Origin of the sequence: Actinomadura miaoliensis (assembly GCF_039536785.1) — a bacterium.
GTDB classification, from domain to species: Bacteria; Actinomycetota; Actinomycetes; order Streptosporangiales; family Streptosporangiaceae; genus Spirillospora; species Spirillospora miaoliensis.
On record NZ_BAAAZG010000002.1, the window covers coordinates 307613 to 319375 of the forward strand.

Below are 11763 nucleotides of genomic sequence, written 5' to 3' on the forward strand. Positions count from 1 at the left end.
GGACCCCGCTCAGGCGCCGACGTACGCCGCCAGGTGCTCGCCGGTGAGGGTGGAGCGGTCGGCGACGAGCTGTGCGGGGGTGCCCTGGAAGACGATCCGGCCGCCGTCGTGGCCGGCGCCGGGGCCGAGGTCGATGATCCAGTCGGCGTGGGCCATGACCGCCTGGTGGTGCGCGATCACGATGACCGACTTGCCCGCGTCCACCAGCCGGTCGAGCAGGCCGAGCAGTTGCTCGACGTCGGCCAGGTGCAGGCCGGTGGTCGGCTCGTCCAGCACGTAGACGCCGCCCTCGTCGCCCATGTGCATGGCGAGCTTCAGCCGCTGCCGCTCGCCGCCGGACAGCGTGGTCAGCGGCTGGCCGAGGCTGAGGTAGCCGAGGCCGACGTCCACCAGCCGGCCGAGGATGGCGTGCGCGGCCGGGATGCGCGCCTCGCCCGCGCCGAAGAACTCCTCGGCGTCGGCGACCGGCATCGCCAGCACCTCGCTGATGTCCCGGCCGCCGAGGCGGTACTCCAGCACCGACGCCTGGAACCGCCTGCCCTCGCACTCCTCGCAGGTGGTCGAGACGCCTTCCATCATGCCGAGGTCGGTGTAGATGACGCCGGCGCCGTTGCAGGCGGGGCAGGCGCCCTCGGAGTTGGCGCTGAACAGCGCCGGCTTGACGCCGTTGGCCTTCGCGAACGCCTTGCGGATCGGGTCCAGCAGCCCGGTGTAGGTGGCCGGGTTGCTCCGGCGCGAGCCGCGGATCGCCGTCTGGTCGACCGACACCACGCCCGCGCCCGCGGGGATGGAGCCGTGGACGAGCGAGCTCTTGCCGGAACCGGCGACGCCGGTGACGACGACGAGCACCCCGAGCGGGATGTCGACGTCGACGTCCTGCAGGTTGTTGACGTTCGCCCCCCGGATCTCCAGCTTCCCGGTCGGCTCGCGCACCCGGTCCTTGAGCGCGGCCCTGTCGTCCAGGTGACGGCCGGTGAGGGTGCCGCTGCCGCGCAGCCCGTCGACCGTTCCCTCGAAGCAGACGGTGCCGCCGTGGGTGCCGGCGCCGGGGCCCAGGTCCACGACGTGGTCGGCGATCGCGATCGTCTCCGGCTTGTGCTCGACCACGAGCACGGTGTTCCCCTTGTCCCGCAGTTGCAGCAGCAGGTTGTTCATGCGCTGGATGTCGTGCGGGTGCAGGCCGACGGTCGGCTCGTCGAAGACGTAGGTGACGTCGGTGAGCGAGGAGCCGAGGTGGCGGATCATCTTGACGCGCTGCGCCTCGCCGCCGGACAGCGTGCCCGACGGCCGGTCGAGCGAGAGGTAGCCCAGCCCGATCTCCACGAACTTGTCCAGGGTGTGCTGCAGCGTGGTCAGCAGCGGCCCCACCGACGGTTCGTCCAGCTCCCGCACCCACTCGGCGAGGTCGCTGATCTGCATCGCGCACAGGTCGGCGATGTTGGCGCCCTTGATCTTCGACGCCCGGGCCGGCGCGCTCAGCCGGGTGCCGTCGCACTCCGGGCAGGCGGTGAAGGTGGCCGCCCGGTCCACGAACGCCCGGATGTGCGGCTGCATCGCCTCCCGGTCCTTCGTCAGGAACGACCTCCTGACCTGGACCGCCAGACCCTCGTAGGTCATGTTGGTGCCCGAGATCTTGACCTTGGTCGGCTCCCGGTAGAGGAAGTCGTGGAGCTCCTGCTCGGTGTACTCGCGGATCGGCTTGTCCGGGTCGAGGAAGCCCGACTCGGTGTAGAAGCGCACCGACCAGCCGCCCGCCTTGAAGCCGGGCACGGTGATCGCGCCCTCGGTGAGCGACTTGTTCTCGTCGTAGAGCTGGGTGACGTCGATGTCGGAGACCGTGCCCCGCCCGTCGCAGTTCGGGCACATGCCGCCGGTCAGGGTGAAGGCCACCTTCTCGGCCTTCTTCGCGCCGCGCTCAACGGTGATCGAACCGGCCGCCCGGACCGACGGGACGTTGAAGGAGAACGACTGGGGCGAGCCGAGGTGCGGCTCCCCGAGCCGGCTGAACAGGATGCGCAGCAGCGCGTTCGCGTCGGTGACGGTGCCGACGGTGGAGCGCGGATTGGCGCCCAGCCGCTCCTGGTCGACGATGATCGCGGTGGTCAGCCCGTCGAGGACGTCGACGTCCGGCCGCGCCATCGTGGGCATGAAGCCCTGGACGAACGCGCTGTACGTCTCGTTGATCATCCGCTGCGACTCCGCGGCGATCGTCGCGAACACCAGCGAGCTCTTGCCCGAGCCGGAGACCCCGGTGAACACCGTCAGCCGGCGCTTCGGGATCTCGACGTCGACGTCCTTCAGGTTGTTCTCGCGCGCGCCCTGCACGCGGATCATGTCGTGGCTGTCGGCGACGTGCGGCGCAGGTGACTGCGTGTCCGTCCTCGTGGCCTTGGTCATCGTCTCTCCATCTGACGGGCGGGGCCGCCCTCGGTTCTCCCGTCGCGGTAGCGCCTCGGCTCGCTCCGGCCGGGTGCTCCGCCCTCCTGGCCGAAGCCCTCTGACCTGGACGGGCCACCGGGTCAGAGGGCTCGAACGTTACGCGGCGGTCACCTTCCAGAGGAAGCCGTCGAGGTCGGTGAAGTGCCCGGCGTAGCCGTCCTCGGTCTCACGGGCCGGGACGACGACCCGGCCGCCGCCAGCGTCGCATCGACCTCCTCGCGGTACTCGGCCCTGCGCTGCGGGCATCCTGCGGCGGGAAGCTCGCGTGAACGGCGATGTCCATGGCCAACACGCTAGGCAACGCCCGGGCGCGGGCGCTTCTCGAAACCTGATCAGTCCGATCGGGGACCGCGCCCGGCGACTCAGCGAGCCAGGGCGCGGCGGGCGATCGCGTCGCGTTCGGCCGCCTCCCGCGCGGCGATCTCCTTCTCGGCCGCGACGCGCCGGTCGTAGGCGTCGCGGGCCTCGGCGATCTGCCGCTGGTGCTGCTCGGTCCACGTGACCAGGGGGCGGATGGTGGCGTGCAGGGTCTGCCCCATGGGGGTGAGGGCGTAGTCGACGCGGGGCGGGACGGTGGCGTGCACCGTGCGGCTGACCAGGCCGTCGCGTTCCAGGCAGCGCAGCGTCTTGCTCAGCATGCGCTGGCTGATGCCGTCCACCTCGCGGCGCAGCTCGGTGAAGCGCATGGGGCACTGGTCGAGCAGCGCGATGACGAGCAGCGACCACTTGTCGGCGATGCGGTCGAGGATCTGGCGGACCTCACAGTCGGCGCGCGTGTACCACTGCCTGGGGTCGTGCTCGGGGTCGGTATCCCCGCAGTAACTGGGGGACCGCGAAGTTCCGTCTTCCATAGTCCGCAATGGTCTCTGATGATGCTGTCGGTTACAAGAAGGAACCGGCAGGCTTGTCAGGAACCGGCGTCTCCCGTCCGGCCACGGCGGAACCCGCCTGCCCCGTCCTAAGGGGGAACCCTCATGTCCACAGCGCAGTCGCCGCCCGGCCAGGTGGACCGCATGGACGCGCGGGCGCTCGGCCTGCTGTTCGTGCTGTGCGGCGCGATCTTCCTGGAGGGCATCGACGTCGCGATGCTGAACGTGGCGCTGCCGTCCATCCGGGCCGACCTCGGGCTGTCGACCGGCATGCTCAGCGGCGTGGTCAGCGCGTACGTGCTCGGCTACGGCGGTTTCATGCTGCTCGGCGGGCGCGCCGCCGACCTGCTGGGACGCCGCCGCATGTTCCTGTGGTGGCTTGGGGTCTTCGTCGTCTTCTCCGGCCTCGGCGGCCTGGCGACCGAGGGCTGGATGCTGCTGACGGCCCGTTTCGTCACGGGCGTGGCGGCCGGGTTCATGGCCCCCGCCGGGCTGTCGCTCATCACCACGGGCTTCGCCGAGGGGCCCGTCCGCGACCGCGCCCTGCTGGTCTACGCGGGGACGGCCGCGGGCGGGTTCTCCCTGGGGCTGGTCGTCGGCGGGCTGCTCACCGCCGTCCACTGGCGCTGGGTGTTCTTCGCGCCGGTGGCGTTGTCGCTGCTGATCCTGCTGGTCGCCGTCCCGGTGCTGCGCGCGCTGGACGACGACCGGACGGCCCGGCGCGGCCTCGGCGACTTCGACCTGGCCGGGGCCGTCACCGTGACCGGGTCGATGCTGCTGCTGGTGTACGGGGTGGTCCGGCTGGAGCACCCCGCGGACGGATGGGGCTGGACGATCGCCGTGTTCGCCGCCGGGCTGGCCCTGCTCGGCGCCTTCGTCGCGATCGAACGACGCGTCGCCGCGCCGCTGGTGCGTCTGGGCGTGCTGCGTTCGGCCCCGCTGGTGCGGGCCAACGTGGCCGCGCTGCTGCTGACCGGCGGATTCTTCGGCTTCCAGTTCCTGGTGACGCTGTACCTGCAGGAGGTGCGGGGCTGGTCGACGATCGAGACCGGGCTGGCCATGGTGGCGCTCGGGCTGGACGTGGTGCTGGCGCCCACGCTCACGCCCGTGCTGGTCCGCAGGTTCGGCAACGTCCGGGTGATCTTCGGCGGGTTCGTGCTGGCCACGCTGGCGTACGTGCCGTTCCTGCGGGTGGAGCAGGACTGGGCCTACGCCGCCATGCTCCCGTCGTTGATCCTCATCGGGGTGGCGTTCGCGCTGGCGTACGGGCCCATCACCATCGCCGCCACCGAGGGCGTCGACGAGTCCGAGCAGGGCCTGGCCGGCGGGCTGCTGTACACCGCGTTCCAGTTCGGCGCCGCGTTCGGCGTCTCCGCGGTCACCGCCGTGCACGTGGCCGCGCTCGGCGACGCGGGCGGCCCGTCCGCCGCCGGGATGGACGCCGTCCGCGTCGCACTGGTCGTGCCCGTCATCGCGGCCGTCCTGGGCACGGTCGCCGTCGCCACCGGCCTGCGCCGCCGCCGCGCCCCGATCGCCCCCGACACCCCCCTCGCCCCCGTCGAGCAGCAGCTGACAAGGAGCGCCTGATGGCCACGAAAGTCTCGTCGTTCGCCGCGATCCGCGACGTCTTCGACTCCTACATCGGTGACATCGTGTACGCGACCATGACCACGGTCGACGCGAAGGGACGGCCGCGCGCCCGGGTGCTGATCCCCGTCTGGGAGGTCGTGGACGGGCGGCCGCTCGGCTGGCTCGCCACGTACAAGACCCCGGTGAAGGCGGCGCACCTGGCGAACAACCCGCACACCACCTTCTCCTACTGGACGCCCCGGCAGAACGCCGTGTACGTCGACACGGTCGCCGAATGGGTCGACGACGCGGACGTCAAGCGGCGCGTGTGGGACCTGTACCGCAAGGGCAGCCCGCCCGGCGCGGGCTACGACTGCGGCAACTTCTGGCGTGGGCCCGCCGACCCGCAGTTCCACGTCCTGCGCCTGGAGCCGTGGCGCGTCCAGGTGGTCCGCGGCACCGACCTGCACAGCCGCATCTGGCAGCCCTGACCCCGCGAACCGGCCGGTGGACGACCCAACGCCCTCCACCGGCCGCGCCCTTGGCGCCAACCGGCGGCTTCGGATTCGCTACCCGCCCGCCCGACCACAGCGCACTCTTCCACGCGCGACAGGGGCCACGACCGGATGGCCGTGGCCCCTCGTTCCGGCGAGCTGTCAGCGTGTCGGACACCGCCTGACGCGCGTCGGCCCGGCCGGAGTTCGCGGCGGGCGCACACGGTTGCGCGGCCCGGGGTTCCGCGCCGTCACCGCGTGCGCTGACGCGGTACTACACGTAGGCGCAGATCGCGAAGACGGAGATGCCGACGTCGTTGTATCCGATCTGGCGTCCCAGGCCGATCCAGCCGTTGTTGCCGTCGGTCGGGAAGCTGCCGACCAGGATCGCTCCGTTGCCCCGCGCCTCGGCGCCGCCGCCGATGACCTGCTTGCCGCTGGGGCAGTAGGCCACACGGCGCTGGAAGTTCGGCACGTTGGCGTTGGGCAGCCGGACGACCTCGTAGCCGGGGATGGCCGCCACCTTCGACGCGGTGGCGGCCTGCTGTGCGGGCGCCGCCTGGTCGGCCTGGGCCGCGGCCGTGGTGCCCGTCACCGCGGCGACCAGAGCGCCGGCTGCGATCAAGTGCCCCTTGCGCATGGAAGCTCCTTTTCTGATGAGCCGTGTCCCGGGCGTTCTCGGCCTGCGGACCCGGTGGGATGGAACGAATGCGATAGGAGCTTTGCCAGGCCACGGGCTTAACAATCCCGCATGGCCACTCTGGGTCACCAAGAGTAAACAATCCGTCAAGACCCGGGGCTGCCTCACATTTTCCAGGGCTGTGTCGTCGGTCAGCTAACGGGCTTGCCCCGGCCCCCTCCCGGGGGACGCCGATCGCCGCCGCGGGCTGCGACGCCGGGGCGCCCACACTCGCTGCACGGAGAGCCCCATGAACCTCACACTGTGGATCGTCACCGGACTGCTGGCCGTCGCCTTCCTGGCCGGCGGCGTCATCAAGCTGATCAGGCCGAGGGAGAAGCTGGCCGCCGCCCCCGGCGGGGGCTGGGTCGAGGACTTCGGCGCCGGCGCCGTCAAGGCCATCGGAGCCGTCGAGGTGCTGGGTGCGGCGGGCCTGGTCCTGCCCGGCGTGCTCGGCATCGCGCCGGTCCTGGTGCCGCTGGCCGCCGTCGGCCTGGTGTTGCTGATGGTCGGCGCGATGATCACGCACCTGCGCCGGCACGAGGCCACGGCGATCGTGGTGAACCTGGTCTACCTCGCCCTGGCCGGCTTCGTGGCGTGGGGGCGCTTCGGTCCGGAGTCCTTCACCGGCTGACCGTGTGCGGCAGCTCACACGGCTCCGGTCCCCGTTCGATGTCACATTTCAGGCCCTTCGTTCCGTCTCGTGGTCGACGGCCCGTTCGTCACGAGGCGCCGAGGAGGTGGCATGAGCGCCGTCACGGAAGGGAACGCACGCGAACGGTTCGACCTGACGATGCTTCACGCGGCGTACTGGGCGTTCCGTCGCGACACGGAGCGCCTCGCGGCCGCGACCGGTCCTGATGGGGACCGCGCCGGCACCTGTCCGCCGCCGCATGACATCTGGGCTCTGTTCAGCCTCCACTGGCGCGTCCAGCACGCCGCTGAGCGGCGGGCGCTGTGGACGGTGATGTGCGGCAGGGTCCCGGCAGGCCGTGCACACGGCACCGTGCTGGACGAGATGGACGAGGGCGCCGTCCGGCTCGTCCCCCTGCTCGACACGGTCGACACGGCGCTGCGGCGCGGTGACCGAAGCGTCCTCGCCCGCCGCGCACCGGCGCTCCGCGACGCGGTGCACGCCCATCTCGACCACAAGGAGACCCACGTCCTGCCGCTGATCCACGAGACCCTCACGCCCTACGAGTGGGGCACGTTCGACGTCGAGTTCCGCCGCGAGGTGGGACTCAGGGGCCTCGGTGTGTTCCTGGCCTGGCTGCTGGACGGCGCGCCCGAGACCACGGCCCGAGCCGTCCTGCGCCTGATGCCGCCGCCGGTCCGGCTCCTGCACCGGACCGGCCGGCTCCCCCGCCGCCCGCGGCGCGCGCACCGCGCGGCATCGCCCTGACACGTCAGCCCCCATCTCACCCGCACGAAAGGACCTGGAGAATGGCAGGTACACGGGCACCCGGCGCGGCACAGGCGCCACCGAGGGCACTGGACACCGCGACGCGGGCCCTGGACGAGCGTTTCGGGACGACCGGCTTCGCCCGCAAGGCCCTGCGCAAGGCGTTCCCGGACCAGTGGAGCTTCCTGCTCGGCGAGATCGCGATGTACTCGTTCGTGATCCTGCTGCTGACCGGGGTGTTCCTGACGCTGTTCTTCAAGCCGAGCATGACCGAGGTCGTCTACGACGGCTCCTACGCGAAGCTGCGCGGCGTGGAGATGAGCGAGGCGTACGCGTCGTCCCTGAAGATCAGCTTCGAGGTGCGGGGCGGGCTGCTGGTGCGGCAGATCCACCACTGGGCGACGCTCATCTTCATGGCGGCGATCCTCGCCCACCTGCTGCGCAACTTCTTCAGCGGCGCGTTCCGCAAGCCGCGCGAGCTGAACTGGCTCATCGGCGTGGCCATGTTCGTGCTCGTCATGCTGAACGGCCTGTTCGGCTACTCGCTGCCGGACGACCTGCTGTCGGGCACCGGCATCCGGATCCTGGAGGGCGTCCTCGCGTCGATTCCGCTCGTCGGGACGTACCTGGTGATGTTCCTGTTCGGCGGGGAGTACCCGGGGGAGGACATCATCCCGCGGCTGTACGTCATCCACGTGCTGCTGATCCCCGGGATCCTGGCCGCGCTGATCCCGCTGCACGCCATCGTGCTGACCTGGCGGCAGACGCACACGATGTTCCCGGGACGCGGCGGATCCAACTCGACCGTCCGCGGCTACCCGTTCTTCCCGACGTTCATCGCCAAGACGACGGCGCTGTTCCTGTGGGTGCTGGGTATCACGACGCTGCTGGCCGCGTTCGTCCAGATCAATCCGATCTGGCTGTTCGGCCCGTACGATCCGGGCGCGATCAGCGCCGGCTCACAGCCGGACTGGTACATGGGCTGGCTGGAGGGCGCCCTGCGCATCATGCCGGCGTGGGAGATCAACGCGTGGGGGCACACGCTCCCGCTGAGCGTCATCATCCCCACGCTCGTCGTCCCGGGACTGCTGTTCACCGGGCTGGCCGTCTACCCGTTCGTCGAACGGTGGGTCACCGGCGACAACGCGATCCACCACCTGCTGGACCGTCCCCGTGACGTCCCCGCGCGGACCGGCGTCGGTGTCGCCGGCGTCGTCTTCTACGGTCTGCTGTGGGCGGCGGGCGGCAACGACATCCTGGCCCACAAGTTCGAGATCCCGCTGTTCTGGACGACGTGGTTCTTCCGTGGCGCGGTGATCCTCGGGCCCGTGCTCGGCTACGTCGTCGCCTACCGCGTCTGCGTCGGCCTCCAGCGGCGCGACCTCGGGCTCGTCCGGCACGGGCTGGAGACAGGGATCATCCGGCAGACGCCCGACGGGAAGTTCGAGGAGGTGCACCGGCACCTGCCCGCCGAGGAGACCGCCGCGATCACCGACCCGCGTCCCGCTCCCGCCGTTCCGCTGGACGTGCCGCCTCCGGTCGGCGACATCAGGAGCCCGCAGGCCCGCCGCCGCCTGACCCGCGTGCGCGCCTCTCTCAACCGCCGCTTCCGCGCCGACATCGCCACGGTGCCCGCTCCCCCCGCCGTGGAGCAGCCAGACGGCGACAAGTCCCTGACCGACCGAGAAAACGCCCCGTCCAGCTAGGCCCGGCGGGGTTTTCAGCTCGCATCGGACACCTCGAAGGGACGGAATCGACGCGGCATCCCCGCCGTCATCGCCCGGCGGGGATGCCGCGTCTCCACGGTCACGCCGACCGCGGCCAATACCGTGGTCACGGGATGGCGCGGGGCGATCGGCCGGTCATCCACCATTCGCCTTGCGTGCGGCCTGGGAGGTGACGCGCTCAATGGCCCGGACGGCGACATCAGGCTGGTCGACGTAGATGTAGTGCTCGCTTTTCGTGGCCGTGCTCAGCTTGCTGCGGCTGGACACCGCGAGCCATTTGCGCTGGCCCGCCGACCACGCCTGCTCCAGGCGCGGCCCGTACTGGGGGACGGCCGCGAGGTACGGCTTCCCATGCTGGATCACCTCGACCGGAATCCGTCCGGCCGAACGCACCTGCGCGTCGGCGATGACGAGCTTCTCCGGGTTCTGTCCCTGGAATACCGCGATGTTCTGCGCGCGCAACTGGGCCGCCGGGCCCGTGGCGGACTCGGGGATCACCTTCGTGACGTCGCCGACCATTGTCGGTGACGTGGCGTCCATCAGGACCAGTCCCTTGACCCTGTCCTGATGGTCGGGGGCGTACCTGGCGGCGATCAGCCCGCCCAGCGAGTGCCCCGCCAGAACGACCGGACGGTCACCGGCGACCCGGTCGAGCACCCCGGTCAGGACCTTCCCGGTGCTGGAGAAACTCTGCGGGCCGTCCGGCTGGTCGCTCGCCCCCTCGCCGAGCCGGTCGTAGGAGCAGACCCGGTTCTTCCTGCTCAGGGTGTTCTGGAGGGCGGCCATCTTGTCCAGCCCGTCCCCCAGTCCGGGCATCAGGACGATGACCGGCTTGCCTTTCGCCGCGCCGCCCGCACAGGACACGTTCACCGAACGTCCGCCGACATCGATCTTCTTGGTTCCAGAGATCGGTTCGGCCTCGGCTTTCCGCGTCTCGGAGGCGAACGGGTCCCAGTCCGCCAAGGCGCCATCGCAGCCGACGAGTCCCGCGCCGAGCACGGTGCCGCACAGTGCGACCACAACGGACGCCTTGATCTTTCCGAGCATGATTTCCTCCACTGGGAGAATCGACACCGAGATGATTCACGCGGCGGTGTTTCGGGAAAGCGCCGGAGCACCGCGGCCATGCCGAAACGCTATGGAATCGGCGCCTCGGGAATCGTCACCGCCCGGTGGACATTCGCCGGTAGCTCGCATGGGGGACAAGGACGGGCCGGCGTGGCGTCGCCGCCGCCCGCACTCCGTGGATGCCGATCGAGCCGTAATTCGGCGGGGGCTTCGCCGTGGCCGCTACCCTCTCCCAGTGATCGACCTTCGGAGGGTCCGGGAACTGTGGCTGCGGAGCGACGTCACCGTACGTGATCTTCCGCTCGCACTGCTGCTGGTCGCCACATCGCTCCTGCCGTCGTTCCGCGGCTACGAAACGCAGGTCGGCGACCTGCCGGCGCGCCCCTTCGACGCGCTGGCCCTCGTGGTGCTCGCCCTGGAGTGCTTCCCGCTCGCCGTGCGGCGGCGGTGGCCGGCCGTCTGCCTCATCCTGGTGTCGCTCGCCTTCACCGTCGCCGAGCTCCGCAGCTACCACATGGTCGCGGGCACCGCGCTGCCGATCGCGTTGCTGAGCGCGGGCGCCCATCTGGAACGTCACCGGCGGGCCATGATGGTCGGGCTGTCGGCGGCGTACGCGCTGCTGGCGGTCACGCTCGACCGGTTCGGCTCGACCGAGGGACCGGAAGGGTTCGTGACGTTCTACCTGGCGCTGGCGGGGACGTGGGGGATCGGGTCCTGGTGGCGCTCCAGCCGGGCGGCCGATGCCGAACGCCGCCGCCGCGTCGCCGAGGCCACCCGCGACGCCGAACGCGCCCGCATCGCCCGGGAACTGCACGACGTGGTGTCCCACCACGTGACGGCGATGGTCGTGCAGGCCGAGGCGGCACGGTACCTGACGGCCGCGCCCGCCCGCCTGGAGGAGACCCTCGGCGCCGTCACCGACGCCGGCAGGCGGGCCATCACCGACCTGCGGCACATGCTCGACCTGCTCAATCCCGACCACGACACCGGCCCCCACCAGGACACCGACCAGGGCACCGGCCAGGACGCCGACGCCGGCATGCCGTCCGTCGCTGATCTGCACGCGCTCGTGGAGCAGACGCGCCAGGCCGGGCAGCCGGTGGAATTCACCGAGGAGGGCAGGCCGGCGGAGACCACCGGAAGCGCCGAGCTGGTGGCCTTCCGGGTCGTGCAGGAGGCGTTGACCAACGCCCTCAAGTACGCCCACGGCAGCCGCACCGCGGTCGGCGTGCGCCATGGCGAAAAGGAGATCACCGTGGAGGTCAGCACCGACGGCACCGGCTCAAGCGCCGGCTCTCCCGGCGGAAGCGGGCGGGGCCTGGCCGGGCTCCGCGAACGAGTCGACGCCCTGGGCGGCGACTTCACCGCGGACCGGCGGCCGGACGGCGGCTTCGTCGTACGCGCCCGCATCCCCACGGAAGGCCGGCCGTGACCGCGCCGATCCGGGTCCCGCTGTGTGACGACCCCACCGGGAGCGGTGGCCGGGAGTTCTGACGGGTGACGGCGTTCTCCCGAA

At 71.2% G+C, this 11763-nt stretch carries 11 protein-coding genes; 6 read left to right on the forward strand and 5 right to left on the reverse strand.

Going from position 1 to position 11763, the window contains the following annotated elements; all coding sequences use genetic code 11:
* Positions 1 to 9 precede the first annotated feature (9 nt).
* From ABD811_RS05935 to ABD811_RS05945, 3 genes are all read right to left on the reverse strand, one after another.
* Positions 10 to 2397: an excinuclease ABC subunit UvrA gene (locus ABD811_RS05935; protein WP_344941964.1), complete on the reverse strand. Its 2388-nt coding sequence runs from the start codon at positions 2395 to 2397 to the stop codon at positions 10 to 12.
* A gap of 138 nt (positions 2398 to 2535) precedes the next feature.
* The gene (locus ABD811_RS05940) at positions 2536 to 2685 is read right to left on the reverse strand and encodes a hypothetical protein (RefSeq protein ID WP_344941966.1); all 150 of its coding nucleotides are present in this window, start codon (positions 2683 to 2685) and stop codon (positions 2536 to 2538) included.
* Between the two features lie 116 nt (positions 2686 to 2801).
* Complete coding sequence (locus ABD811_RS05945; protein WP_344941969.1) at positions 2802 to 3290, reverse strand: winged helix-turn-helix transcriptional regulator; 489 nt, start codon at positions 3288 to 3290, stop codon at positions 2802 to 2804.
* 123 nt (positions 3291 to 3413) lie between these two features.
* On the opposite strand from ABD811_RS05945, the gene ABD811_RS05950 reads away from it, so the two are divergent.
* Entirely contained in the window at positions 3414 to 4895 is a 1482-nt protein-coding gene (locus tag ABD811_RS05950) for an MFS transporter (RefSeq protein ID WP_344941972.1), read from the forward strand.
* Entirely contained in the window at positions 4895 to 5368 is a 474-nt protein-coding gene (locus tag ABD811_RS05955; RefSeq protein WP_344941975.1) for a pyridoxamine 5'-phosphate oxidase family protein, read from the forward strand. Before ABD811_RS05950 ends, ABD811_RS05955 begins: the two co-directional genes overlap by 1 nt.
* Positions 5369 to 5645: 277 nt before the next feature.
* On the opposite strand, the gene ABD811_RS05960 is transcribed toward ABD811_RS05955, so the two are convergent.
* Positions 5646 to 6011: a hypothetical protein gene (locus ABD811_RS05960; RefSeq protein ID WP_344941977.1), complete on the reverse strand. Its 366-nt coding sequence runs from the start codon at positions 6009 to 6011 to the stop codon at positions 5646 to 5648.
* A 289-nt stretch (positions 6012 to 6300) separates the two neighbouring features.
* Between ABD811_RS05960 and ABD811_RS05965 the strand changes: the two genes are divergently transcribed.
* From ABD811_RS05965 to qcrB, 3 genes are all read left to right on the forward strand, one after another.
* Positions 6301 to 6684, forward strand: a complete 384-nt coding sequence (locus ABD811_RS05965) for a DoxX family protein (protein WP_344941980.1) — start codon at positions 6301 to 6303, stop codon at positions 6682 to 6684.
* A gap of 111 nt (positions 6685 to 6795) precedes the next feature.
* Entirely contained in the window at positions 6796 to 7452 is a 657-nt protein-coding gene (locus tag ABD811_RS05970) for a hemerythrin domain-containing protein (protein ID WP_344941983.1), read from the forward strand.
* Between the two features lie 41 nt (positions 7453 to 7493).
* Positions 7494 to 9158, forward strand: a complete 1665-nt coding sequence (qcrB, locus tag ABD811_RS05975; protein ID WP_344941986.1) for a cytochrome bc1 complex cytochrome b subunit — start codon at positions 7494 to 7496, stop codon at positions 9156 to 9158.
* A 156-nt stretch (positions 9159 to 9314) separates the two neighbouring features.
* Here the strand turns inward: qcrB and ABD811_RS05980 are convergent, their stop codons facing one another.
* Positions 9315 to 10226, reverse strand: a complete 912-nt coding sequence (locus ABD811_RS05980) for an alpha/beta fold hydrolase (protein WP_344941989.1) — start codon at positions 10224 to 10226, stop codon at positions 9315 to 9317.
* Between the two features lie 256 nt (positions 10227 to 10482).
* Here ABD811_RS05980 and ABD811_RS05985 point away from each other — a divergent pair, with 256 nt between their 5' ends.
* Positions 10483 to 11679, forward strand: coding sequence for a sensor histidine kinase (locus ABD811_RS05985; RefSeq protein ID WP_344941992.1), 1197 nt, complete (start codon positions 10483 to 10485; stop codon positions 11677 to 11679).
* Positions 11680 to 11763 lie beyond the last annotated feature (84 nt).

Bases quoted from the DNA above. Each gene is read 5' to 3' on its own strand.
- ABD811_RS05955 (WP_344941975.1), top strand. From the start codon at position 4,895: ATGGCCACGAAAGTCTCGTCGTTCGCCGCGATCCGCGACGTCTTCGAC.
- ABD811_RS05940 (WP_344941966.1), bottom strand. From the start codon at position 2,685: ATGCCCGCAGCGCAGGGCCGAGTACCGCGAGGAGGTCGATGCGACGCT.
- ABD811_RS05980 (WP_344941989.1), bottom strand. From the start codon at position 10,226: ATGCTCGGAAAGATCAAGGCGTCCGTTGTGGTCGCACTGTGCGGCACC.
- ABD811_RS05935 (WP_344941964.1), bottom strand. From the start codon at position 2,397: ATGACCAAGGCCACGAGGACGGACACGCAGTCACCTGCGCCGCACGTC.
- ABD811_RS05960 (WP_344941977.1), bottom strand. From the start codon at position 6,011: ATGCGCAAGGGGCACTTGATCGCAGCCGGCGCTCTGGTCGCCGCGGTG.
- qcrB (WP_344941986.1), top strand. From the start codon at position 7,494: ATGGCAGGTACACGGGCACCCGGCGCGGCACAGGCGCCACCGAGGGCA.
- ABD811_RS05965 (WP_344941980.1), top strand. From the start codon at position 6,301: ATGAACCTCACACTGTGGATCGTCACCGGACTGCTGGCCGTCGCCTTC.
- ABD811_RS05970 (WP_344941983.1), top strand. From the start codon at position 6,796: ATGAGCGCCGTCACGGAAGGGAACGCACGCGAACGGTTCGACCTGACG.
- ABD811_RS05950 (WP_344941972.1), top strand. From the start codon at position 3,414: ATGTCCACAGCGCAGTCGCCGCCCGGCCAGGTGGACCGCATGGACGCG.
- ABD811_RS05945 (WP_344941969.1), bottom strand. From the start codon at position 3,290: ATGGAAGACGGAACTTCGCGGTCCCCCAGTTACTGCGGGGATACCGAC.